The organism is Pseudomonas jinjuensis, assembly GCF_900103845.1.
Classification (GTDB): domain Bacteria; phylum Pseudomonadota; class Gammaproteobacteria; order Pseudomonadales; family Pseudomonadaceae; genus Pseudomonas; species Pseudomonas jinjuensis.
Genome location: NZ_FNIJ01000010.1, coordinates 118,874 through 142,763, shown reverse-complemented (window position 1 = coordinate 142,763; position 23,890 = coordinate 118,874). Strand labels below are relative to the sequence as shown.

Annotated in this window: 27 protein-coding genes; 16 read left to right on the top strand and 11 right to left on the bottom strand. The window is 66.1% G+C overall.

What is annotated here, in order from left to right; all coding sequences use genetic code 11:
* The 4 genes from BLR75_RS15765 to BLR75_RS15750 all read right to left on the bottom strand — a co-directional run bounded on the left by BLR75_RS15765 (position 1) and on the right by BLR75_RS15750 (position 2,147).
* The gene (locus BLR75_RS15765; protein ID WP_084312767.1) at positions 1-441 is read right to left on the bottom strand and encodes a c-type cytochrome; all 441 of its coding nucleotides are present in this window, start codon (positions 439-441) and stop codon (positions 1-3) included.
* Positions 442-538: 97 nt separating this feature from the next.
* Positions 539-787, bottom strand: coding sequence for a cytochrome C oxidase subunit IV family protein (locus BLR75_RS15760; protein WP_084312769.1), 249 nt, complete (start codon positions 785-787; stop codon positions 539-541).
* 9 nt (positions 788-796) lie between these two features.
* Complete coding sequence (locus BLR75_RS15755; RefSeq protein WP_084312771.1) at positions 797-1,384, bottom strand: cytochrome c oxidase subunit 3; 588 nt, start codon at positions 1,382-1,384, stop codon at positions 797-799.
* Positions 1,368-2,147, bottom strand: coding sequence for a CbbQ/NirQ/NorQ/GpvN family protein (locus BLR75_RS15750; RefSeq protein ID WP_090416094.1), 780 nt, complete (start codon positions 2,145-2,147; stop codon positions 1,368-1,370). Before BLR75_RS15750 ends, BLR75_RS15755 begins: the two co-directional genes overlap by 17 nt.
* Before the next feature lie 238 nt (positions 2,148-2,385).
* Here BLR75_RS15750 and nirS point away from each other — a divergent pair, with 238 nt between their 5' ends.
* Genes nirS through BLR75_RS15695 form a run of 11 tightly spaced genes read left to right on the top strand, consistent with a single transcriptional unit; the run spans position 2,386 to position 11,399 of the window.
* Positions 2,386-4,098, top strand: a complete 1,713-nt coding sequence (gene nirS, locus BLR75_RS15745; RefSeq protein WP_084312775.1) for a nitrite reductase — start codon at positions 2,386-2,388, stop codon at positions 4,096-4,098.
* A gap of 49 nt (positions 4,099-4,147) precedes the next feature.
* Positions 4,148-4,468: a c-type cytochrome gene (locus tag BLR75_RS15740; protein WP_084312777.1), complete on the top strand. Its 321-nt coding sequence runs from the start codon at positions 4,148-4,150 to the stop codon at positions 4,466-4,468.
* Positions 4,465-4,824, top strand: a complete 360-nt coding sequence (locus BLR75_RS15735) for a c-type cytochrome (RefSeq protein WP_084312779.1) — start codon at positions 4,465-4,467, stop codon at positions 4,822-4,824. The genes BLR75_RS15740 and BLR75_RS15735 overlap by 4 nt, the downstream gene beginning before the upstream one ends.
* Positions 4,821-6,002 carry a cytochrome D1 domain-containing protein gene (locus BLR75_RS15730; RefSeq protein ID WP_084312781.1) on the top strand — a complete coding sequence of 394 codons (1,182 nt, stop codon included), beginning with the start codon at positions 4,821-4,823 and terminating at the stop codon, positions 6,000-6,002. Before BLR75_RS15735 ends, BLR75_RS15730 begins: the two co-directional genes overlap by 4 nt.
* Before the next feature lie 13 nt (positions 6,003-6,015).
* Entirely contained in the window at positions 6,016-6,498 is a 483-nt protein-coding gene (locus BLR75_RS15725; RefSeq protein WP_084312783.1) for an Lrp/AsnC family transcriptional regulator, read from the top strand.
* Entirely contained in the window at positions 6,473-6,997 is a 525-nt protein-coding gene (ahbB, locus tag BLR75_RS15720) for a siroheme decarboxylase subunit beta (RefSeq protein WP_084312785.1), read from the top strand. The genes BLR75_RS15725 and ahbB (BLR75_RS15720) overlap by 26 nt, the downstream gene beginning before the upstream one ends.
* Positions 6,990-7,433, top strand: coding sequence for an Lrp/AsnC family transcriptional regulator (locus BLR75_RS15715; RefSeq protein ID WP_084312787.1), 444 nt, complete (start codon positions 6,990-6,992; stop codon positions 7,431-7,433). Before ahbB (BLR75_RS15720) ends, BLR75_RS15715 begins: the two co-directional genes overlap by 8 nt.
* Positions 7,408-7,917 (top strand): siroheme decarboxylase subunit beta, encoded by a 510-nt coding sequence (gene ahbB / locus BLR75_RS15710; protein WP_084312789.1) that lies wholly within the window; start codon positions 7,408-7,410, stop codon positions 7,915-7,917. Before BLR75_RS15715 ends, ahbB (BLR75_RS15710) begins: the two co-directional genes overlap by 26 nt.
* Positions 7,911-9,089: a heme d1 biosynthesis radical SAM protein NirJ gene (gene nirJ, locus BLR75_RS15705; RefSeq protein ID WP_084312791.1), complete on the top strand. Its 1,179-nt coding sequence runs from the start codon at positions 7,911-7,913 to the stop codon at positions 9,087-9,089. The genes ahbB (BLR75_RS15710) and nirJ overlap by 7 nt, the downstream gene beginning before the upstream one ends.
* Positions 9,090-9,099: 10 nt before the next feature.
* Positions 9,100-9,927 carry a uroporphyrinogen-III C-methyltransferase gene (gene cobA, locus BLR75_RS15700; protein WP_084312793.1) on the top strand — a complete coding sequence of 276 codons (828 nt, stop codon included), beginning with the start codon at positions 9,100-9,102 and terminating at the stop codon, positions 9,925-9,927.
* Complete coding sequence (locus tag BLR75_RS15695) at positions 9,918-11,399, top strand: nitrite reductase (protein ID WP_084312795.1); 1,482 nt, start codon at positions 9,918-9,920, stop codon at positions 11,397-11,399. Before cobA ends, BLR75_RS15695 begins: the two co-directional genes overlap by 10 nt.
* Positions 11,400-11,444: 45 nt before the next feature.
* Here BLR75_RS15695 and BLR75_RS15690 read toward each other — a convergent pair whose 3' ends face one another.
* The 7 genes from BLR75_RS15690 to bioB form a co-directional block, all read right to left on the bottom strand.
* Positions 11,445-13,223 (bottom strand): acyl-CoA dehydrogenase C-terminal domain-containing protein, encoded by a 1,779-nt coding sequence (locus BLR75_RS15690; protein ID WP_084312796.1) that lies wholly within the window; start codon positions 13,221-13,223, stop codon positions 11,445-11,447.
* Positions 13,224-13,417: 194 nt separating this feature from the next.
* Positions 13,418-15,223, bottom strand: coding sequence for a phenylacyl-CoA dehydrogenase (locus BLR75_RS15685; protein WP_084312798.1), 1,806 nt, complete (start codon positions 15,221-15,223; stop codon positions 13,418-13,420).
* A 270-nt stretch (positions 15,224-15,493) separates the two neighbouring features.
* Entirely contained in the window at positions 15,494-16,183 is a 690-nt protein-coding gene (gene bioD / locus BLR75_RS15680; RefSeq protein WP_084312800.1) for a dethiobiotin synthase, read from the bottom strand.
* A gap of 94 nt (positions 16,184-16,277) precedes the next feature.
* Positions 16,278-17,084, bottom strand: coding sequence for a malonyl-ACP O-methyltransferase BioC (bioC, locus tag BLR75_RS15675; RefSeq protein ID WP_084312802.1), 807 nt, complete (start codon positions 17,082-17,084; stop codon positions 16,278-16,280).
* Positions 17,077-17,802 carry an alpha/beta fold hydrolase gene (locus tag BLR75_RS15670; RefSeq protein ID WP_084312804.1) on the bottom strand — a complete coding sequence of 242 codons (726 nt, stop codon included), beginning with the start codon at positions 17,800-17,802 and terminating at the stop codon, positions 17,077-17,079. Before BLR75_RS15670 ends, bioC begins: the two co-directional genes overlap by 8 nt.
* A complete protein-coding gene (gene bioF, locus BLR75_RS15665) occupies positions 17,795-19,000 on the bottom strand; it encodes an 8-amino-7-oxononanoate synthase (protein ID WP_084312806.1) in 1,206 nt (401 codons plus the stop codon). The genes BLR75_RS15670 and bioF overlap by 8 nt, the downstream gene beginning before the upstream one ends.
* A gap of 145 nt (positions 19,001-19,145) precedes the next feature.
* The gene (gene bioB, locus BLR75_RS15660) at positions 19,146-20,204 is read right to left on the bottom strand and encodes a biotin synthase BioB (protein ID WP_084312808.1); all 1,059 of its coding nucleotides are present in this window, start codon (positions 20,202-20,204) and stop codon (positions 19,146-19,148) included.
* 225 nt (positions 20,205-20,429) lie between these two features.
* Between bioB and BLR75_RS15655 the strand changes: the two genes are divergently transcribed.
* The 5 genes from BLR75_RS15655 (at position 20,430) to BLR75_RS15635 (ending at position 23,878) form a co-directional block, all read left to right on the top strand.
* Complete coding sequence (locus tag BLR75_RS15655; protein ID WP_084312810.1) at positions 20,430-20,723, top strand: hypothetical protein; 294 nt, start codon at positions 20,430-20,432, stop codon at positions 20,721-20,723.
* Between the two features lie 23 nt (positions 20,724-20,746).
* Positions 20,747-21,478, top strand: coding sequence for a ComFC family protein (locus tag BLR75_RS15650; protein WP_084312812.1), 732 nt, complete (start codon positions 20,747-20,749; stop codon positions 21,476-21,478).
* A gap of 69 nt (positions 21,479-21,547) precedes the next feature.
* Positions 21,548-22,312 carry a TOBE domain-containing protein gene (locus BLR75_RS15645; protein WP_084312813.1) on the top strand — a complete coding sequence of 255 codons (765 nt, stop codon included), beginning with the start codon at positions 21,548-21,550 and terminating at the stop codon, positions 22,310-22,312.
* Between the two features lie 83 nt (positions 22,313-22,395).
* Positions 22,396-22,839, top strand: a complete 444-nt coding sequence (locus tag BLR75_RS15640) for a substrate-binding domain-containing protein (protein ID WP_084312815.1) — start codon at positions 22,396-22,398, stop codon at positions 22,837-22,839.
* Between the two features lie 64 nt (positions 22,840-22,903).
* Entirely contained in the window at positions 22,904-23,878 is a 975-nt protein-coding gene (locus BLR75_RS15635) for a serine/threonine protein kinase (RefSeq protein ID WP_084312817.1), read from the top strand.
* Positions 23,879-23,890 lie beyond the last annotated feature (12 nt).

Sequence of the window (23,890 nt, the reverse complement as noted above, 5' to 3'; positions counted from 1 at the left end):
TCAACCTTCCTTGTTCGGCGGCCAGTTGTTGGTATCGATCTTCGAGGTCCACTTGAGGAACTCGGCAAGGTCGTCCACCTGGCGTTCGCTCAGGTTGAATTGCGGCATGCTGCGCCGTCCCGGGACGCCGAGCGGCTGGATCTTCATCCAGGCATGCAGGAAGGCGTTGAAGCCCTCGTCTCCCCCGCGGCGCTGGACCACGTTGCCCAGCTCCGGCGCGAAATAGGCGCCCTCGCCGAGCAGTGTGTGGCAACCGATGCAGTTGTTTTGCTCCCAGACCAGCTTGCCGCGCACCACGGCCTCGCTCATCGCGGCCTCGTTGGTGCGCTCGGGGAGGGTTCCCTCGGTGTGGAAGGTCAGTGCCAGGAACAACAGGATGAAGAACAGACTTCCCCCGAAGTAGATGTTCCTGGCCATGCCTTTGGTAAAGGTTTCGGACATGAAGCCTCCTGATTGGCAGTGCGGCGCCATTCTAGGAAGCCGTCCCGCGCGTTCCGCTTGATGGCAATCAAGAATTCCCGAACGATTCAGTCGGCTATTACCACATGCCCAGCCATAGCGTCGTACCGATCAACGCAGTAAGCAGAAGGGGCCATGCCAGCAGGAGGAATCGCCAGAAGCGTGGCGCGCTGCGCAGCTCCATGAAGTGCTCGCTGATGATCCAGCCCTTGACCACACAACCGCCCAGCGCCAGCAGCATCGCCCAGTGTTCCCCAAGGGAACCGGCAGCCACGCTGGCCACCGTCAGCAGCAACAGGACACCCCAGCAGAGAAGCAAGACCCGCATACACACGCCTCAGTGCAGTACGTAGACCAGCAGGAACACCAGGACCCAGACCAGGTCCACCATGTGCCAGTACAGGGTTCCCGACTCGAGCCCCGAGCAGTTTTCCGGCCCATAGCGACCGCGAGCGCAACGTAGCGTCATGACGGCGAGGATCAGCATGCCCAGCAGCACGTGGAGGAAGTGGAAGCCGGTGAGACTCCAGTACAGGGTGAAGAAGGTGTCGTGCTCGATATCCAGCTGCCTGCTGGCGAGATGGGCGTATTCATGCAGCTTCAGACCCACGTAGCCTCCCGCCGTCAGCAACGCGGCGAGCAGGCATGAGGTCGCCAGCCGCAACCGTGACTGACGCACCCCGTGCACGGCCAGGGCGGCAAAAAGCCCGGAGGTCAGCAGAGAGAAGGTCAGCAGCATGCCCCAGCGGCTGTCCAGTTCCTCCCGGCCGCGCTGAAACAGCTCCGGCTGCATGACCTGGGCGCCGGCGAACGCCAGCAATAGCAGACCGAACACCGTCAGTTCCATCAGGATGAAGAACCACATGGCGAGGTCGCCCGGCAGCCGGGGGACGGATTGCGGCAGGTGCTCAGTGGAAATGGACATCCACGATATCCATCAGCGCAGCCACTGTGGCCGGATCGTCGGACAGCGGCTCGGCCAGGCTCGCCAGGCAGGCCTGACGCGGGTCCAGCCCCGCGCGAATCAGGCGGCCGGCGAACACCAGCAGGCGCGTCGAGGCGACTTCCTCGAGATCATGCTGCTCCAGGCGCCGGAGAGCCCGGCCGAGAGACACGAGACGCCGGGCCAGCGCTTCGTCGATCCCCGCCTCGCCGATCAGGATGTCGGTTTCCACGGCCTCGCTCGGGTAGTCGAAGCGCAATGCCAGGAAACGCTGGCGAGTGCTCGGCTTCATCCCCTTCAGCAGGTTCTGGTAGCCGGGGTTGTAGGACACCACCAGCATGAACGAGGGAGATGCCTGCAGGCGTTCACCGGTGCGCTCCAGATGGAGTTCGCGGCGATCGTCGGCCAGCGGGTGGACCACCACAGTGGTGTCCTGGCGCGCCTCGACCACTTCGTCGAGATAGCAGATACCGCCCTCCCGCACGGCGCGGGTAAGTGGTCCGTCCTGCCACCAGGTGCCATCGGCGCCGATCAGGTGGCGTCCGACCAGATCGGTGGCGCTCAGGTCGTCATGGCAGGCCACGGTATGCAACGGCAACTCCAGACGATGCGCCATGTATTGCACGAAGCGGGTCTTGCCGCAGCCGGTCGGCCCCTTGAGCAGTACCGGCAGGCCATGTCGCCAGGCCTGTTCGAAGAGCTCCACCTCATTCCCCACGGGTAGATAGAAAGGCGTCGCGCCCATCCCCGCGTTCGCTGTTCGACTCATACGCAACTCCTGCACGGCCTGGTTTTCCCGCCGGCAAGCTAACTGCGCCCCCCTGCATCAACAAGTCGCACGGGAGACAAACTTGATTGCAATCAAGCGAAGCGGGACTCGACCGTTCTTATGATCCTGTCGCGCCTGGAATCCCGGGAGTTCCGCCGCAGCCAAACCGCTACTGCACGGAGAGCTACTCGTGAGCTCCCTAAGGAGAACTACCATGCCATTCGGCAAGCAATTCGCGTGGCCCCTGATCGCCTCGCTGACGCTGCTGGGCCTGGCAACTGCCCAAGCCAAGGACGAGATGAAGGCAACCGAGCAATATCAGGGCGCCCCCTCCACCGTCGATCCATCCACCGTTCCGGTCATCCACACCGCGGGTGCGCCGGACATTAGCGAAAGCGAGTTCAACCAGGCCAAGCAGATCTACTTCCAGCGCTGCGCCGGTTGCCATGGCGTCCTGCGCAAGGGAGCCACCGGGAAGCCGCTGACGCCGGACATCACCCAGCAGCGTGGCCAGCAATACCTCGAAGCGCTGATCACCTATGGTTCTCCCGCCGGCATGCCCAACTGGGGCACATCCGGCGAACTGAGCAAGGACCAGATCACCCTGATGGCCAAGTACATCCAGCACACCCCGCCGCAACCGCCGGAGTGGGGCATGCCGGAAATGCGCGAGTCCTGGAAGCTGCTGGTCAAGCCGGAAGACCGGCCGAAGAAACAGCAGAACGACCTGAACCTCGGCAACCTGTTCTCCGTCACCCTGCGGGACGCCGGCCAGATCGCCCTGGTGGATGGCGACAGCAAGAAGATCATCAAGATCATCGACACCGGCTATGCCGTGCACATCTCGCGGATGTCCGCCTCGGGCCGCTATCTGCTGGTCATCGGCCGTGACGCGCGCATCGACATGATCGACCTGTGGCCGAAGGAACCGACCAAGGTCGCCGAGCTCAAGGTCGGCATCGAGGCCCGCTCGGTGGAAACCTCGAAGTACAAGGGTTACGAGGACAAATACACCATCGCCGGCTCCTACTGGCCGCCGCAGTACACCATCATGGATGGCGAAACCCTGGAGCCGAAACAGATCGTCTCCACCCGCGGCATGACCGTGGATACCCAGACCTACCACCCGGAACCACGAGTGGCCGCGATCATCGCCTCCCACGAGCGTCCCGAGTTCATCGTCAACGTCAAGGAAACCGGCAAGGTCCTGCTGGTCAACTACGAGGACATCGACAACCTCACCGTCACCAGCATTGGCACGGCGCCCTTCCTCCACGACGGCGGCTGGGACAGCACTCACCGCTACTTCCTGACCGCTGCCAACAACTCCAACAAGATCGCCGTGATCGACTCCCGGGATCGCAAGCTCACCGCGCTGATCGACGTCGGCAAGATTCCCCATCCCGGCCGCGGCGCCAACTTCATCCACCCGAAATACGGCCCGGTATGGGCCACCAGCCACCTGGGCGACGGCAGCATCTCGCTGATCGGCACCGATCCGCAGAAACATGCGCAATACGCCTGGAAGAAGGTCGCCGAACTCCAGGGACAGGGTGGCGGTTCGCTGTTCATCAAGACCCATCCGAAATCCACCAACCTCTACGTCGATACGACCTTCAACCCGGATCCGAAAATCAGCCAGTCCGTGGCCGTGTTCGATCTCAAGAATCCCGAAGGCAAGTTCGAGGTGCTGCCGATCGCCGAATGGGCCGACCTCGGTGAAGGCCCCAAACGCGTGGTGCAGCCGGAATACAACAAGGCGGGAGACGAAGTCTGGTTCTCCGTGTGGAACGGCAAGGACGACACCTCGGCGCTGGTCGTGGTGAATGACAAGACCCGCAAGCTGAAAGCCGTCATCAAGGACCCGCACCTGATCACTCCGACCGGCAAGTTCAACGTCTACAACACCCAGCACGACGTGTACTGACCGCAACCGCGCGGGCCGGACGGCCCGCGCACCTGAACGAGGAACCATCATGAAAGCTTACGGAATGCTCACCCTGCTCACGGTCGGCGGCCTGCTGGGCTACCAGCAGACCACCCTCGCCGACGACGGGGAGGCCCTGTTCAAGAGCAAGGGCTGCGCTGCCTGCCATGCCATCGACGCGAAGATGGTCGGCCCCGCCTACAAGGATGTGGCCGCCAAGTTCGCCGGGCAGGCGGGTGCTGACGCAGAGCTCGCCAAGAAGATCAAGGAAGGCAGCCAGGGCGTCTGGGGACCGATCCCCATGCCGCCGAACGCAGTCACTGCGGAAGAAGCCACCACCCTGGCCAAGTGGGTGCTTTCGCAGAAATGACCAGACACGGCGAGCGTCGTTCCGGCCTTTTCCTCCTAGGCCTCGCAGCCGGGGCGACGCTCGCCGTCCTACTTCCGGCCGCCACAGCGGCGAATGGAATCGACACGCAACGCCAGGCTCAACTGCGCCACCTGCTTCTGCAGGACTGCGGCTCCTGTCACGGCCTGCGCCTGACCGGTGGCCTCGGTCCCGCCCTCACCCCCGCCGCCCTGCGCGGCAAGCCCCGCGACTCGCTGGTCGCCACAGTCCTCCATGGCCGCCCCGGCACACCGATGCCGCCCTGGGCCGGCCAGCTCGACGAGCACGACGCCGCCTGGCTCGTCGACCACCTGCTGCAAGGAGATACCGGACCATGATCCGCGTCCTGCTGTTGTTCTGCCTGTTCGCCGGATCGCTCAGTGGCTGCGGCCAGATCCATTCGCTGCGCGGTACCGGCGATCTCGGCGTCATCATCGAGCGGGCCAGCGGCAGCGTGCAGGTGGTGGACACCGGCACCCGCAAGGCCCTGGGGCGCGTCGAGGGCCTGGGCGACCTTTCCCATGCCTCGGTGGTGTTCTCGCGTGACCAGCGTTACGCCTATGTATTCGGCCGTGATGGCGGCTTGAGCAAGGTCGACCTGCTGACCCGGCGCATCGACCGCCGCATCATCCAGGGCGGCAACAGCATCGGTGGAGCCATCAGCCAAGACGGCCGCCTGATTGCGGTCTCGAACTACGAACCGGGCGGAGTGAAGGTATTCGACGCCCGGACATTGCATCTGGTCGCGGATATCCCGGCCACCCCGCTGCCCGGCCAGCAGAAGAATTCCCGCGTGGTGGGCCTGGTGGATGCCCCCGGCCAGCGCTTCGTGTTCAGCCTCTTCGATACGGGGGAAATCTGGGTCGCCGACTTCAGCGAGAGCGACACCCCGCGAATCACCCGCTACCGCGATATCGGCAAGCAACCCTACGACGCCCTGATCAGCCCGACTGGCCGTTACTACATGGCGGGGCTGTTCGGCGAGGACGGCATGGCGCAGCTCGACCTCTGGCACCCCGAGCGTGGCGTCAGGCGCGTTCTCGCCGACTACGGACGCGGCGCCCTCAAGCTGCCGGTCTACAAGATGCCGCACCTGGAAGGCTGGACCATCGCCAGCGACCAGGCCTTCGTACCCGCCGTCGGTCATCACCAGGTACTGGTGCTGGACAGCCGCGACTGGAGACAGACCGACGCCATCGCCGTCGCCGGGCAACCGGTATTCGTGATGAACAGCCCGGACGAGCGACAGATATGGGTGAACTTCGCCTACCCGGACAACGACAAGGTCCAGGTCATCGACAGCGAGACCCATCGGATCATCAGGACACTGCATCCCGGCCCCGCCGTGCTGCACATGGAGTTCAGCGGACGCGGCGAGCAGGTATGGATTTCCGTGCGGGACGCTGAACAGGTGCAGGTCTGGGACCCTTATCGCCTGCAACAGGTTACGAGCCTGCCCGCCCAAAGCCCGAGCGGCATCTTCTTCAGCAAGCGCGCCCAGCAGATCGGCCAATAGGGAGAGGAAGGCCATGACCCTCGATCCCCTCAGCCGCCAGCTCCTGGAACAGTTCCAGAAAGGCATGCCGATCTGTGCGGAACCCTACCGCATGATCGCCGAGATGCTGGGCTGCGACGAGCAGGAAGTCCTGCAGCATCTCGAACGCCTGCAGGCGTGCGGCGCCCTCTCCCGCGTCGGTCCGGTATTCGAGCATCGCCTGGCCGGCGCCAGCACCCTGGCGGCCCTGGCTGTTCCCCCCGGGAGACTGGAGTGCGTCGCGCAACGCATCAGCGGCTATCCCGAAGTCAACCACAACTACCAGCGTGACCACCGCTACAACCTGTGGTTCGTCCTGACTGCCGACAGCCGTGCGCGCATCGAGGAAGTTCTGGACGAGATCGCTGCGGACACGGGGCTGCAGCCCCTCGACCTGCCGATGCTGCAGGCCTACCACATCGACCTGGCGTTCCCGCCATTCGGAACCGCTCATGACCGCCTTCGCACCGCTCGATGAACGACAGCTACGGCACCTGCGCCATCTTCTCGAGCAAGGGCTGCCGCTGACGCGGCGACCGTACCGGAACCTGGCGGAACAGATCGGCGCCCATGAGGTACAGGTACTGGAGCAGGTTCAGCGGTGGAGCGATACCGGGCTGTTCCGGCGCGTCGGCCTGGTGGTCAACCATCGCGCGCTGGGATTCACGGCCAACGCCATGCTGGTACTGGACATCGACGACGATCGGGTCGACGCCATCGGCCAGGCGCTTGGACGGGAGCCGGCCGTCTCCCTCTGCTATCGACGCCCGCGCCGACTTCCCCACTGGCGATTCAACCTGTTCTGCATGATCCACGGCCGCGAGCGCGAGGCGGTGGAACAGCAGGTCCTGGCTCTGCTCGACCGATACGGCCTGCGCGATCGGCCACACCGGATGCTGTTCAGCCTGCGCGCCTTCAAGCAATGCGGAGCCCGCTACACCACCCTGCCGGACCCGATGGAGGCCAGCGATGGATGATCTCGACCGACGCCTGCTCGACCGACTGCAGTACGGTCTGCCGCTGGAACCTCACCCGTACGCCGGGGTGGCGAAGCAACTGGAGTGCAGCGAAGAGGAACTGCTGGCGCGCCTGCAACGCCTGCTGGACGACGGAACGCTGACCCGTTTCGGCCCCATGTTCGACATCGAGCCGCTTGGCGGCGCCTTCACCCTGGCCGCCATGAGCGTCCCGGGAGACCGCTTCGATGAAGTCGCCGCGCATCTGCAGGCCATGCCGGAGGTGGCGCACAACTATCGGCGCGAGCACCACTTGAACATGTGGTTCGTCCTGGCCTGCGCAAGCCCCGAACAGATGGCCGCGACCCTCGCCCGCCTGGAAGACGAAACCGGATTGCCGGTGCTCTCGCTGCCCAAGGAGGCTACCTATCATGTCGGTCTGCATTTCCCCCTCTGACCAGTTGTTCGCCCGCCGCCTGATCGCGCTGACACAGGCCGGCCTGCCGCTGGTCAGCGAACCCTGGGAGTGGCTGGCGGAACAGCTGCAACTGTCCCCTGCGGAAACCCTCGCCCTGATCCGCCGCTTGCAGCACGCCGGCATCATCCGCCGGATCGCCGCCGTACCCAATCACTACCGTCTGGGCTACCGACACAACGGCATGACCGTGTGGGACGTCGACGACCAACTCGTAGATCGGTATGGCCGCATCGTCGGCATCCTGCCCTTCGTCAGCCACTGCTACCGACGCCCGCGGCACCTGCCCGGCTGGCCCTACAACCTGTTCGCCATGGTTCACGGCCGCAGCCGCGAGGAAATCGATGACTATCGCCGGCAGATCCGCGTACTCCTGGACGAAAGCTGTCGGGCCGACGACATGCTGGTCAGCAGCCACATCCTGAAGAAAACCGGACTGCGCCTGCCTGAGGAGCGGACATGCTGAGAATCAGCCATTACCTGCGCAGCCTGGAGATGCCGGAGGAAGGCGCCCACGCCGCGCCTACCGGTACGCCCCGCCCACCCGTGGTGATCTGGAACCTGCTGCGTCGCTGCAACCTGACCTGCAGGCACTGCTATTCCACCTCGGCCGACAGCACCTTCCGGGACGAGCTGTCCACGCCTGAAATCCTGCGGGGCATCGATGACCTGCACAGCGCAGGCGTCCGTGTCCTGATCCTTTCCGGCGGCGAACCGCTGCTGCACCCCGACCTGTTCGAAATCGCCGCCCACGCCCGGCAACACGGAATGCTCGTCGCGCTGTCCAGCAACGGGACCCTGATCGACTCGCGGAACATCCAGCGCATCGTCGATGCCCGGTTCGATTACGTCGGCATCAGCCTCGACGGCCTGCGGGAAACCCATGACCGTTTCCGCCGGCAGGTCGGAAGCTTCGATAGCGCCCTGGGCGCCATGCGCCTGTGCCGGGAGGCCGGCATCCGCGTCGGCATGCGCACCACCCTGACCGAGGAGAACGCCCCGCAACTGCCGGCGCTGCTCGACCTGATGCGCGAACTGCACGTGCAGAAGTTCTATCTTTCCCACCTCAACTACAGCGGACGCGGACGCCGCAGCCGCAAGCTCGACGCCCATCACCAGCGCGCCCGCGAGGCGGTGGAACTGCTCTTCAGCCACGCCGACGAAGACATCCGCACGGGATGCGACAGCGACTTCGTCACCGGCAACAACGACGCCGACGCCGTGCTGCTGCTCGCCTGGGTGGAACGCCGTCGCCCCCGGCAGCTGGACCGTCTGCAGCGGATGCTGCGGAACTGGGGCGGCAATGCCTCCGGCGCGGGCATCGCCAACATCGACAACACCGGCAACGTGCATCCCGACACCTACTGGTGGCATCACAGCGTCGGCAACGTACGCCAGCAGCGCTTCGCCGAACTGTGGTTCGAACGGCCCGCCGCGCTGCTCCAGCAACTGCGCCAGCATCCGCGCCATGTCGGAGGCCGGTGTGCAGCGTGCCGCTGGCTGGACATCTGCAATGGCAATACCCGGACCCGCGCCTGGGCGGATGGCGACCTGTGGGGCGAGGACCCCGGATGCCACCTGAGCGACACGGAAATCGGGCTGGTCGAGCCCCGTCGAATTCCCCTTGAGGCCGTATGAGGCAGGCGATATGGATCTTCCTTCCCAGTTGTTCGGTGCAACCCTCGAACCCGGCAGCGTCGCGTTGATCGGCGCCGGTCCCGGCGATCCCGGCCTGCTCACCCTGAGGGCCTGGAGTCTGCTGCAGCAGGCTGACGTGGTCGTCCATGACCGCCTGGTGGCCGACGAGCTCATCGGGGTGTTGCCGAAAGGGTGCGAACTGCACTATGTCGGCAAGCGCAGTGGCTTCCACAGCCTGCCGCAGGAACAAATCAACCTGCTGCTGCTCGGCCTGGCGCACAGCGGGCGGCGCGTGGTGCGGCTCAAGGGAGGCGATCCGTTCATCTTCGGCCGCGGCGCCGAAGAGCTGGAAACCCTCCTGCGCCACGGCATTCCCTGCCAGGTGGTGCCCGGCATCACCGCCGCCTCCGGCTGCACCACCTACGCAGGAATCCCGCTGACCCACCGCGAACTGGCCCAGTCCTGCGTGTTCGTCACCGGCCATCTGCAGAACGACGGCCGCCTGCTGCTGGACTGGGAAAAGCTGGCCTGCGAACGCCAGACCCTGGTGTTCTACATGGGCCTGGGCAATCTCGGCGAGATCGCCCGGCAACTGATGGAACACGGCCTGCCCACGACCACCCCCGCCGCATTGATCAGCCAGGGCACCCAGAGCACACAGCAGGTAGTCCGCGGCGAACTGTGGAATCTCCCGCAACTGGCCGCGCAGCAGCAGTTCAAGCCGCCCACGCTGATCGTGATCGGCAAGGTGGTGGCCCTGTTCGACGAAGCGATGCTCTCCTGTCTCAAGCAACCGTCCCTGACCCGGCCGGCCAGCGAGGCAGAGTTATGCGCCTGATCGCTTCGCTGGCACTGTACCTGTTTGCCGCCATCGTCCATGCCGGCGAGAATGCTGCCGAACAGCTCTACCAGCAGCATTGCCAGGCCTGCCACGGCAATGCACGACTCGGCGCGAGCGGCCCGGCGCTGCTGCCGGAAAGCCTCGGACGGCTGAAGCCTGAGCAGGTCCGCGCAGTGATCCGCAATGGCCGCCCGGCAACCCAGATGGCCGGCTTCGCCGGGCAACTCGACGACGGCCAGATCGACAGCCTGGTCGCCTATCTCTACCAGCCGCCAGCCAGGCCTCCGCGCTGGGAGGCCGCCGACATACGCGCCAGCCATGTCATCGCCAATGCGCCGGACAGCCTGCCTGCGCACCCCACCTATCGAAGCGACCCGCTGAACCTGTTCGTCGTGGTCGAGTCCGGCGATCACCATGTCACCATCCTCGACGGCGACAGCTTCGAACCGCTCAGCCGTTTCGCCTCCCGCTACGCACTGCACGGCGGACCGAAATTCTCGCCGGACGGCCGTTTCGTGTATTTCGCCTCGCGCGACGGCTGGATCACCCTCTACGACCTGTACAACCTGAAGACGGTTGCCGAGATTCGCGCCGGGCTGAACACCCGCAACCTTGCGGTCAGCGACGACGGCCGCTGGGTGCTGGTGGGCAATTACCTGCCGGGGAACCTGGTGCTGCTGGATGGCCGCGACCTTTCGCTGGTGCGCGTGATTCCCGCGCAGGACCGGGCCGGCAAGCCATCGCGGGTCAGTGCGGCATACACCGCCCCGCCCCGGCACAGCTTCGTGGTAGCGCTGAAGGACGTGCACGAACTGTGGGAACTGCCCTACGCGGGCCAGGAACCGACCATCCCGAGACGCCTGGAGGTCCAGGACTATCTCGACGACTTCTCCTTCACTCCGGACTACCGCTACCTGCTGGGCAGCTCACGGCAGGCCAAAGGCGGCGAAGTCATCGATCTCGACAATGGCGAAAAGGTTGCCGAAATCCCCCTGTCGGGCATGCCACACCTGGGTTCGGGTATCTACTGGCAGCGCGACGGCCGCTGGGTTTTCGCCACGCCCAACATCAGCCGCGGCGTCGTTTCGGTCATCGATCTGCAGGATTGGAAGCCGATCAAGGAAATCGAAACCGGAGGCCCCGGCTTCTTCATGCGCAGCCATGCCGATTCGCCCTATGCCTGGACCGACACCTTCCTCGGCAGAAAGAACGACGAGATCCTGCTGATCGACAAGCAGAGCCTGGAAATCGCCCACCGCCTGCAGCCCATGCCCGGCAAGACCGCCGGCCACGTCGAGTTCACCCGCGACGGGCGCTATGCGCTGCTCAGCGTCTGGGACACGCAGGGTGCATTGGTGGTCTATGACGCCCGCACGCTGAAAGAGGTGAAGCGCTTGCCGATGAACAAGCCGTCCGGCAAGTACAACGTCGGCAACAAGATCGAGTATGCAGAAGGGACATCACATTGAGGGTTAGAGCCCTCTCTCAATGAGAGAGGGCTCTGGGGTGCAATCTTAGAATTGCGCCGCATCCAGCAGGAACAACAACTCGCTACCGGCCTTCACCGAGGCAGTCAGCGAGTGGATACGCGGCAGCAGGCGGGCGAAGTAGAAGCGCGCGGTGCCCAGCTTGCTGGCGTAGAACTCGTCCTGCCCTTCCTTGCCCAGCGCGGCCCGCGCCATCAGCGCCCACATATAGGCATAGGCGGTGTAGCCGAACACGTGCAGGTACTCCACCGAGGCCGCGCCGATTTCGTTGGGGTTGCGCTTGCCGGCGTCCAGCAGCCAGGCGGTGAGGTCGTCGAGGTTGGCGATGGCGGCCTTCAGCGGCTCGACGAATTCCGCCAGCTCAGTGCCGGCGCCCTCGGCGAAGGTTTTCACCTCGTCGCTGAAGTGCTTGTAGAAGGCTCCACCGCTGCCAACGATCTTGCGCCCGGCGAGGTCCAGCGCCTGGATGCCGTTGGTGCCCTCGTAGATCTGCGCGATGCGCACGTCGCGTACCAGTTGCTCCTGGCCCCATTCGCGGATGTAGCCGTGGCCGCCGAACACCTGCTGGCCATACACGCAGGCTTCCAGGCCGACGTCGGTGAGGAACGCCTTGGCCACCGGGGTGAGCAGCGCCACCAGTTCCTCGGCGCGCTTGCGGGTGGTGGCTTCCTCGCTGAACTTGGCGGTGTCCAGCTGCATCGCGACGTAGCTGGAGAAGGCGCGGCCGCCCTCGGTCAGGGCCTTCATGGTCAGCAGCATGCGGCGCACGTCGGGGTGCACGATGATCGGGTCGGCGGCCTTGTCCTTCTCCTGCGGACCGGTCGGCGCGCGGCTCTGCAGGCGCTCACGGGCGTATTCCACGGCGCTCTGGTAGGAGCGCTCACCAGCCGCCAGGCCCTGGATGCCGACGCCCAGGCGCTCGTAGTTCATCATGGTGAACATCGCCGCCAGGCCCCTGTTCGGCGCGTCGACGATCCAGCCGGTGGCGCCATCGAAGTTCATCACGCAGGTGGCCGAGCCCTTGATGCCCATCTTGTGTTCGATGGAGCCGCAGGACACGGCGTTCTTCTCGCCCAGCGAGCCATCGGCGTTGACCATGACCTTGGGCACCAGGAACAGCGAGATGCCCTTGGGACCGGCCGGCGCGTCGGGCAGCTTGGCCAGCACCAGGTGGATGATGTTCCCGGTGAGGTCGTGCTCCCCGCCGGTGATGAAGATCTTGGTGCCGCTGATGCGGTAGCTGCCATCCGCCTGCGGCTCGGCGCGGGTGCGGATGATGCCGAGGTCGGTGCCGGCGTGCGGCTCGGTCAGGCACATGGAGCCGGCCCAGACGCCGGCGTACATGTTCGGCAGGTACTTCTGCTTCAGCTCCTCGCTGGCGTGGGCGTTGAGCGACAGGCAGGCGCCGGCGGTGAGCATCGGGTAGAGGCCGAAGGACATGTTGGACGAGTGGACCATCTCCTCCACCTGCGCCGAGATCACCTTGGGCATGCCCATGCCGCCGTAGGCCGGATCGCCGCCGACGCCGACCCAGCCTCCCTCGGCATAGGTACGGTAGGCCTCGGGGAAGCCGGCCGGGGTGCTGACCACGCCGTCCGTCCACTGGCAGCCTTCTTCGTCGCCGGAACGGTTCAGCGGGGCGATGCTGCCCGCGGTGACCTTGCCGGCTTCCTCGAGGATCGCCGTTGCGGTGTCCGCATCGACGGTCTCGGCCAGGGCCGGCAGTTCCGCCCAGAGCCTTGCGACTTCGAACACTTCATGGAGGACGAACTGCATGTCACGCAGCGGGGCTTTGTAGTCGGCCATGGGAATTCCTCGAACAAACGACGGCTGATGGATTACGCGAACGCGTATTGCTACGGAGCTTACACCTACAACTATTGCGAAACGTAGCGTCATTGCATGACCAGATATTCACACATTGGTCACACCCATTTGCCCGCCACGGAAATAAAAAAAGCCCGCCAAGATTGGCGGGCCTTTCTCCAGTGCGGAGCAAATCAGTAGCCGAGGGCGAAATCTTCCTCGGCCATGTCCATCAGGTTGCCGGCGCCGGACAGCATGGTGGCCACGTAGGTGCGGGTACGCGGCAGGATGCGCTGGAAGTAGAAGCGCGCGGTCTGCAGCTTGGCCTTGTAGAAGGCTTCCTCGCTGGTGCCGGCGGCCAGCTTCTCGGCGGCCAGGCGGGCCATGTCGGCCCAGAAGTAGGCCAGGGTCACGTAGCCGGAGTACATCAGGTAGTCCACCGAGGCGGCGCCGACTTCCTCGCGGTCCTTCATGGCGGCCATGCCGACCTTCATGGTCAGTTCGCCCCACTCCTTGTTCAGCTGCGCCAGCGGGGCGACGAATTCCTTGACGGCGTCGTTGCTTTCGTTGGCCTGGCAGAACTTGTGCACGACCTTGGTGAAGCCCTTCAGCGCCTCGCCCTGGGTCATCAGCACCTTGCGGCCCAGCAGGTCGAGGGCCTGCACGCCGGTGGTGCCTTCGTACAGCATGGAGATACGGCTGTCGCGGACGTTCTGCTCCATGCCGTGTTCAGCGATGAAGCCGTGGCCGCCGAAGATCTGCACGCCGTGGTTGGCGGCTTCGAAGCCGACTTCGGTCATGAACGCCTTGGCGATCGGGGTGAGGAAGGCCAGCATCGCGTCAGCGGCTTTCTTCTGCTCTTCGTCCTGGCTGCGCTGGACGATGTCGACCTGCTTGGCGGCGAAGTACAGCAGCGCGCGGTTGCCTTCGGCGAAAGCCTTGGCAGTCAGCAGCATGCGGCGCACGTCCGGATGCACGATGATCGGGTCGGCGGCCTTTTCCGGAGCCTTCGGGCCGGTCAGGGAACGCATCTGCAGGCGCTCGCGGGCGTAGGCGATGCCACCCTGGAAACCGATTTCGGCGTGGGCCAGGCCCTGCAGCGCGGTACCCAGGCGGGCGGTGTTCATGAAGGTGAACATGCAGTTCAGGCCCTTGTTCGGCGGGCCGATCAGGAAGCCGGTGGCCGCATCGAAGTTCATCACGCAGGTGGCATTGCCGTGGATGCCCATCTTGTGCTCGATGGAACCGCAGCTCACGCCGTTGCGCTCGCCTACGCCGCCTTCGGCATTCGGCAGGAACTTCGGCACGATGAACAGGGAGATGCCTTTGGTGCCCTGCGGGGCGTCGGGCAGGCGGGCCAGCACGATGTGGACGATGTTGTCGGCCATGTCGTGTTCGCCGGCGGAAATGAAGATCTTGGTGCCGGTGACCTTGTAGCTGCCGTCGGCCTGGGGTTCGGCCTTGGTGCGCAGCATGCCCAGGTCGGTGCCGCAGTGCGGCTCGGTCAGGCACATGGTGCCGGTCCACTCGCCGGAAACCAGCTTGGTCAGGTAGGTGTGCTGCTGCTCGGGAGTGCCGTGGGCGCTCAGGGTGTTCATCGCGCCGTGGGACAGGCCCGGGTACATGCCCCAGGACCAGTTGGCCTGGCCGATCATCTCGCTGATCGCCATGCCGAGGGATTCCGGCAGGCCCTGGCCGCCGTGCTCGACGTCATGGGCCAGGCTCGGCCAGCCGCCTTCGACGAACTGCTGGTAGGCTTCCTTGAAGCCGGTCGGGGTCTTCACGCCTTCCGCAGTCCAGGTGCAGCCTTCCTGGTCGCCGACGCGATTCAGCGGGCCGATCACCTGTTCGCAGAACTTGGCGCCTTCTTCGAGGATGGCGTTGACCATGTCCGGAGTGGCGTCCTGGGCGCCAGGCAGGCTCTGGTAGTGCGCTTCGTAGCCGAGCAGCTCGTCACGAACGAAACGGATGTCACGCAAAGGGGCCTTGTATTCGGGCATAGCGGTAAACCTCTACGAAGGGTTCTGGTAAATGGGTGACCGGCCTCGCGGTCGCAGTGCGGGATGATTCCCGGCCGCCCAGTCGGCGCGCACGGCGCCCCGACAATCAAACAGGCGTTTGAAACATACGTATCAGCGCAATGCCTTGTCAAGCATGAAGACTGACCAGCCAGTCAGACACGCCAGTACCATTCCAGCCACCCCTTTCCTGACAAGTAAAGCCCAACACGAAAAGCCCGGCGGACGGGCTTTTCGTGGGCGCGGAAAGGATCAGAGGGAGAGGTCGAGGATATCGAGGTCGAGATGGTCGGCGACGGCAGCCGGAGTCGCCTGCGGCAGGCGCGGCACGCGGCCGATGCAGGGGGCGGGCAGGCGTTCGGCGAGGGTGGCGAGGTTTTCCTCGATGCGCGAGGTGGAAGGCTCGACGATATTGGCGACCCAGCCGGCCAGCGGCAGACCGTCGCGCAGGATCGCTTCGGCGCTGAGCACCGCGTGGTTGATGCAGCCCAGGCGCACTCCGACCACCAGGATCACCGGCAGGCCGAGGCGGATCGCCAGGTCGGACAGGCTTTCCTCGCCGCTCAGCGGCACGCGCCAGCCGCCCGCGCCCTCCACCAGGGTGAAATCGGCGCCCAGCTCCAGCACCTTCTGCACCGGCTCGAACAGCCCGGCCGCGGTGAGCTTGATGCCGACTTCCCGCGCCGCCAGGTGCGGCGCGACAGGCGGCTCGAATGCATAGGGATTCACCTGGGAATAGCCCAGCGGCAGCGAGCACTCGCCGAGCAGGGCGAGCGCGTCGGAATTGCGCAGCCCGGCTGCGGTGCGTTCGCAGCCGGACGCCACCGGCTTGGCCGCGGCGGTGGACAGCCCGGCCATCCGCGCGGCATGCAGCAGGCCGCAGGCGATGGTGGTCTTGCCGATTTCGGTATCGGTGCCGGCGATGAAGTAGGCGTGGGGCATTTCAGCTCTCGACTCATCGATCCCACGCATTGCGCGGGCATGTTGTAGGAGCGGGCCATGCCCGCGATTGCAAGGTCGCGGCCATGGGCCGCTCCTACAGGGGGTTACGCAAAATGGCGTGGACCACCCGGTAGGTCGCCGGCAGCCCTTCCGGCTGGCGGAAGCGCTCGTAGGCGGCGATCAGCGCGCGGATGCGCTCGCGGCCGGTCAGCCCGCCGGGGCGGCCGGGGTTGAGGTTGTGCGCGCCGAGGGCCTTGAGTTCGTGGGTCAGGCTGCGCAGGTCGGGGAAATGCAGCACGCGATCCTCTGTGGATAACTCCAGCACCTGCAGCCCGCTGTCGGGGCAGCGCTGCTGGTATTCGGCGAAGGGGCGAAAACGGTTCACATGGACGAAGCCATCTACCGCCTGCCAGCTCTCGCGCAGCTCGCCGAGGGTGCCGACGCACAGGCTGCTGAAGGCGAACACGCCACCCGGACGCAGCACGCGCCGCGCCTCGGCCAGCACCGCCGGCAGGTTCGCGCACCACTGGATGGCCAGGCTGGAGAACACCAGGTCGCAGCTCTCGTCGCGCAGCGGCAGGCTCTCGGCATCACCACCGATGAAATGGCGCGCGCCACCGAGGCTGGCGGAATGCCGCAGCATGCCTTCGGCGATGTCCACGGCGAGGCCTTCGGCCGCGGGGAAAAGCCGGCCCAGCGCCCGGCTGAAATAGCCGGTGCCGCAACCGAGATCGACCCAGCGCTGCGGCGCGATGGCCGGCAAGCGCGCCAGCAGGCTTTCGCCCACCCCGCGCTGCAGTTCGGCGACGGCATCGTAGGTCTCCGCCGCGCGGGAGAAGGACGCGGCGACCTGGCGCTTGTCCGGCAGCACGCCCTGGGTCGCGACCGACAGATCAGACATCCTCGCCCTCTCGCATGAAACGCAGGATCGCGGTCGCCACCTCGTCCGGCCGCTCCAGCGGCAGGCCGTGGCTGGCGCCTTCGACCACGCTCACCTCCACGTCCGGCAGCCACTCCAGCAGCGCCTCGGCGGCGGACGCCGGGACCAGCGCGTCGTTGCCGGCGAACAGGTGCAGCTGCGGGCCCGGGTAGTTGTGCAGCGCCTGGCGGGTATCCAGTTGGCCGAGCAGTTGCAGGCCGGCGGACAGCGCCTCGCTGTCCAGCTGCGGCAGCGCCACCTGCAGCTGGCGCGCCAGGGTGCGGGCATCGCGGGCGCCCTGGCTGACCAGCAGGGTGAAGCGTTTCAGGGTCTGCGCCGGGTCGAGCAGGAAGGCTTCGAAGAAGTCCTCGAAGACGGCGTTCGCCATCGCCGCCTGCCAGTCGTCGCGCTGGCGGAAGCAGGCGTTGGCGGCCAGGGTGACCAGCCCGCGGCAGGCTTCGCCACGCCGCGCGGCCAGTTCGGCGGCGAGCATGCCGCCCAGCGACCAGCCGGCGAGCCAGGCATCGTGGGGAATGCTGTCGTTCAGTTCATCCAGCCAGTCCGCGGCCTCGCCGATAGCGGGCAGCGGTTCGATCTGTACGTTGAGATGTGGCGCCTGCTCCAGCAGCGCCTCGCGCAGCGGTTCCAGTGGCGCACAGCCCAGGCCCCAGCCGGGCAGCAGAATCAGTTGGTCACGCATCGTCACCCTCCTCGCCTTCGATTTCTGCGAGAAGACTAGCGGACACCCGCTGCCAGCTGTCGGCCAGGGCGTCGAGCAGGCGGTCGACCTGCGCTTCGCTGTGAGCGGCGGAAAGCGTCACGCGCAGGCGCGCGCTGCCGGCCGGCACGGTCGGCGGACGGATCGCCCCGACCATGATGCCGTGCCCGCGCAGCTCGGCGGACAGCTCCACGGCCTGGCGGCTGCCGCCGATGAGGATCGGCTGGATTGGCGTGAAGCTGTCCATCAGGGTCAGGCCGATGTCTTCGGCACCCTTGCGGAAGCGCGCGATCAGCTTGTCCAGATGCTCGCGGCGCCAGCCTTCGCTGCGCAGCAGTTCCAGGCTCTTCAGCGTGGCGCAGGCCACCGCCGGTGGCTGGCTGGTCGTATAGATGTAGGGACGGGCGAACTGGATCAGCGTCTCGATCAGCTCCTCGCTGCCGGCGACGAAGGCGCCGGCGGTGCCGAAAGCCTTGCCGAGGGTGCCGACCAGCACCGGCACGTCGTCCATGCCCAGGCCGAAATGCTCGACGATGCCGCCGCCGTTGGCGCCCAGCGGGCCGAAGCCATGGGCGTCGTCGACCATCACCCAGGCCCCCTTCTTCCGCGCAGCCGCGCAGATGGCCGGCAGGTCGGCAAGGTCGCCGTCCATGCTGAACACGCCATCGGTCACCACCAGGGTATTGCCCTCGGCCTTCTCCAGACGCGAGGCGAGGCTCGTCGCGTCGTTGTGCAGGTAACGCGAGAAACGCGCGCCGGAGAGCAGGCCGGCGTCCAGCAGCGAGGCGTGGTTGAGGCGGTCTTCCAGCACCGTGTCGCCCTTGCCCACCAGCGCGGTGACCGCGCCGAGGTTGGCCATGTAGCCGGTGGAAAACAGCAGCGCGCGTGGCCGGCCGGTGAATTCGGCGAGGGCCAGTTCCAGCTCGTGGTGCGGTCCGCAGTGGCCGTTGACCAGGTGCGAGGCGCCGCCACCCACGCCCCAGCGCTCGGCGCCGGCACGCATGGCGGCGATCACCTCGGGATGGTTGGCGAGGCCAAGGTAGTCGTTGGAACAGAAGGCCAGCAGCGGCTGGCCGTCGATGACCACTTCCGGACCCTGCGGGCTTTCCAGCAGCGGGCGCAGGCGGTAGAGGTCGTCCGCCTGGCGCTGGGCAAGGCGGGAATTCAGATCGAAAGACATACGCAACCCCGAGTCGGCAGCGGTCCCCCCGATGGAGAACCTGTAGGAGCGAGCTTGCTCGCGAACGGCCTACCCGGATGCGCAGATGCCGGTCGGTTCGCGAGCAAGGACTAGGCGTCCCCCTCGCTCCTACAAGGAAAGCAGGTCAGGCCGAAGCCGCGTTATAGAACAACCGGGAGTCGCGTTGTTCCACCAGCGCCTGCTCGATGGCGGCCTGGTGCACCTCGTCGGCGTGCTCCTCGCGCTCTTCCGGTTTGATGCCGAGGCGGGCGAACAGCTGCATGTCCTTCTCCGCCTGCGGGTTGGTGGTGGTCAGCAGCTTCTCGCCGTAGAAGATCGAGTTGGCGCCGGCCATGAAGGCCAGGGCCTGCATCTGCTCGTTCATCTGCTCGCGGCCGGCGGACAGGCGCACGTGGGACTTCGGCATCATGATGCGGGCAACCGCCAGGGTGCGGATGAAGTCGAACGGATCGACGTCCTTCTCCTCGGCCAGCGGGGTGCCCTGCACCTTGACCAGCATGTTGATCGGTACGGATTCCGGATGCTCCGGCAGGTTCGCCAGCTGGATCAGCAGGCCGGCGCGGTCGTCCACCGACTCGCCCATGCCGAGGATGCCGCCGGAGCAGATCTTCATCCCCGCCTCGCGCACGTAGGCCAGGGTCTGCAGGCGCTCGCTGTAGGTGCGGGTGGTGATGATGTTGCCGTAGAACTCCGGCGAGGTGTCGAGGTTGTGGTTGTAGTAGTCCAGGCCCGCTTCGGCCAGCGCCTGGGTCTGCTCCTGGGTCAGCTTGCCGAGGGTCATGCAGGTTTCCAGGCCGAGGCGCTTCACACCCTTGACCATTTCCAGCACGTAGGGCATGTCCTTGGCGGACGGGTGCTTCCACGCGGCGCCCATGCAGAAGCGGGTGGAGCCGATGGCCTTGGCTTCCGCCGCGGCTTCCAGCACCTTCTGCACTTCCATCAGCTTTTCCTTGTCCAGGCCGGTGTTGTAGTGGCCGGACTGAGGGCAGTACTTGCAGTCTTCCGGGCACGCGCCAGTCTTGATCGACAGCAGGGTGGACACCTGCACGCGGTTCGCATCGAAGTGGCTGCGATGCACCACCTGCGCCTGGAACAGCAGGTCGTTGAACGGCTGCTCGAACAGGGCGCGGACCTCGGCGAGGGTCCAGTCGTGGCGGGTGGTCTGGGCTGCGGTGGCAGTCATGGTTCGGCTTCCTTGTGACGCTTCGGGGCGCCTCTTGTCAGGGGTGCCCGGCGGCGCGCCACCGGGAATCAGGCTTGCTGAATAATTCAGAACCCGTTGGATGCTGTCAACCTGTGAAAAGACACAGGTTGACATATGATCAACAAATGAACAGCACATGCTTCCGCTGAACCGAACGGCTAATCTTCGCTCCAAATCAACATTCCCCAGGGAACAAAGGGATTCATGGGTACAGAAAGCTTCTTCGACTGGCTCGGCGAAACGCTCGGCAAGGCCATCCGTTTCCTCGTCGACCTGCTCTCCGGCGTGCTCGGCGGCGTCTGGGGCGCGATGGACGACTTCCTCCACGGCCTGGCGCGGGCCATCGGAATGGACGTCTCGTTCTTCAGCTTCGTCGTCCTCTTCATCGGCCTGCTGCTGCTCTACAGTGGCATCCGCGCATTCCTGCGCCGCTCGATCTTCGGCGGCCTGGTCTGGACCTTCCTCGGCCTGATCGTGATGAGCTGGCTGATCCATTGATTCCCCGCCCATGGAGGGGCGACATGCACAAGACCTTGCTCGCGCGGCTACGCCCCGTCTGGCTGGACCTGCGCCCCGCCTGCCTGCTCTGCGGCGCCACCGCCGACGCGCCCGGACTGCCGCTCTGCTCCGGCTGCGATGCCGACCTGCCGTGGCTCGCCGCGCACTGTGCGATCTGCGCCCTGCCGCTGCAGGCGCACGGCCTGGTCTGCGGCGAGTGCCTGAAGAAGCCGCCGGCCTTCGCCCGGGTGGAGACGCCCTGGCGCTACGCCTTCCCGCTGGACAGCCTGGTCACCCGCTTCAAGCATCACGCGCAGTGGCCGCTGGGACGATTGCTCGGCCAGTTGCTCGCGCGCCATCTGCAGCATGCCTTCCATGACGGCCTGGCGCGCCCCGACCTGCTGCTGCCGGTGCCCCTGGCGCCGCTGCGGCAGCGTCAGCGCGGCTTCAACCAGGCGGGCCTGCTGGCCGACTGGCTCGGCCGGGAACTGCGGCTGCCGGTGCGCGGGAACCTCGTCCGTCGCGTGCAGGAAACCCCGCCGCAGCAGGGCCTGGACGCCGCCACCCGCAAGCGCAACCTGCGCCATGCCTTCGCCCTGGAATCCGGCGGCGATCTGCGCGGCGCGCATCTGGCGCTGGTGGACGACGTGCTGACCACCGGCAGCACCGCCGAGACCATCGCCCGCCTGCTGCGCAAGGCAGGCGCGGCGCGGGTCGACGTGTACTGCCTGGCGCGCACGGCGAAACCGGATTGAATCCGCGCTTGCCTTCCACCCCGGTATGATCGACTCTCGACTGAAACAAGAATCGTTGCAGCGCTTGCCATGACCACCCTCAGCCTCCTCACCCAGCACGTCACCCGCCGCCCGCAGCGCATCGCCCTGCTCGCGCAGATCGCCCAGCTCGGCTCGATCACCCAGGCCGCCAAGGCCGCCGGCATGAGCTACAAGACCGCCTGGGACGCCATCGACGAACTCAACAACCTGGCCGACCGCCCGCTGGTGGAGCGCAGCGTCGGCGGCAAGGGCGGCGGCGGCGCGCGCCTGACCGCCGACGGCGAACGCCTGCTGGCGCTCTACCAGCACTTGGAGGAACTGCGCGAACGCATCGTCGAGAATGTCGAGCAGCAGGCCGACCTGGAGCTGATCGGCCGCCTGATGATGCGCACCAGCGCGCGCAACCAGCTGCATGGGCGGGTCAGCGAGATCGAGCACATGGGGCTGAACGACCTGGTGCACATCGAACTGCCGGGCGGCGCGCGCATCCAGGCGCGGGTCACCCGGGAAAGCACGGAAAAGCTCGAGCTGCGCAGCGGCCAGCCGGTGATCGCGCTGATGAAGGCTGGCTGGCTCTACGTCGACCTGCCACAGATCGCCTGCCCGGACGGCCTCAACGCGCTGGAAGGCAACATCGAGGAAATCCGCGAAGCCGGCGACGGCCCCAGCGAAGTGCGCATCCAGCTGCCCAGCGGCCAGATGCTCTGCGCGCTGGTCGATCCGGAGCGCATCGAAATGCTGCGCCTGCAGGTGGGCGACTACGTGCGCGCGCAGTTCTCCCCGGCCCAGGTGATCCTCGGCACGCCGCTCTGAGGAACGGCTGCCATATATCAAGCGGAAAACGGCGCATTTGCGATCCAATCGGCGGCTTCCACACGCTCCTGGAGTGTCCGCCCATGCGCCGCCTTCCCCTCCTTCTGCTGTCCCTCTTCCTATCCCTGCTGCCTGCGGTCAGCCAGGCCACGCCCGACGTGCTGCGGGTCGCCAGCGGCAGCCAGATCATGCGCACCCTCGAACCGCTGGTCGACCAGTACCAGATGGACACCGGCAACAAGGTGCTGCTGATCGACGGCCCCAGCGACCAGATGGCCGACGAGATCGCCCAGGGCGCGCTCTACGACATGTATTTCGCCGACGACAGCGCCGGCCCGCAGAAGCTGCACGCCATGGGCCGTGGCGAGACGCCGCATACCTACGCCTGCAGGCAGCAGTACGTGGTCCTGGTGGAAGGCCCCCGGCATGAGCTGGCCGAGCGCTTCATCGAGTATTTCGACGCCCATGGCGAGATGCTGACCAAGGCCGGCTATCACCTGCCGGAACAGGCCAGTTGCACTCACTAGCCCGCCCACTGCCGGCATGGCGCGCGTAAACTAGGCGTTCTGACCACAGCTTCGGTGCGCCGCCATGTCCCATCCCTTTTCCGCCCTCACGCCAGACCTGGTCCTCGACGCGGTGGAAAGCATCGGCTTCCGCAGCGATGCGCGGGTGCTCGCGCTGAACAGCTACGAGAACCGCGTCTACCAGGTGGGCATCGACGAAGGCGAACCGCTGATCGCCAAGTTCTACCGCCCCGGGCGCTGGAGCGACGAGGCGATCCGCGAGGAACACAGCTTCGCCGCCGAACTGGCGGACTGCGAAGTGCCGGTGGTGGCGCCGCTGCTGCATGACGGCGAGACGCTGTTCGAATACGCCGGCTTCCGCTTCACCCTGTTCCCGCGCCGCGGCGGCCGCGCGCCGGAACCGGGCAACCTCGACCAGCTCTACCGCCTCGGCCAGTTGCTCGGCCGCCTGCATGCGGTGGGCGCCACCCGGCCCTTCGTCCATCGCGAAACCCTGACTGTGGATAACTTCGGCCACGAATCCCTGGAAACCCTGCTGGAGAGCAACTTCATCCCCGCCAGCCTGCTGCCGGCCTACGAATCGGTGGCGCGCGACCTGCTGAAGCGGCTCGACGAGCTGTTCGCCCGCGTCCCGTACAACGCGATCCGCATGCACGGCGACTGCCATCCCGGCAACCTGCTGTGCCGCGACGACGTCTTCCACATCGTCGATCTCGACGACTGCCGCATGGGCCCGGCGGTGCAGGACCTGTGGATGATGCTCGCCGGCGAGCGCCATGAGCGCCTCTCGCAGCTCTCCGAGCTGATGGATGGCTACCAGGAATTCCACGACTTCGATCCGCGCGAACTGCCGCTGATCGAAGGCCTGCGCTCCATCCGCCTGATGCACTACAGCGCCTGGCTGGCGCGGCGCTGGGACGACCCGGCCTTCCCGCCGAGCTTCCCCTGGTTCGGCAGCGAGCGCTATTGGGGCGAGCAGGTGCTGATCCTGCGCGAACAGCTGGCGGCGCTGGACGAGGAGCCGTTGCGGTTGTTCTGACTGCACGGTGGT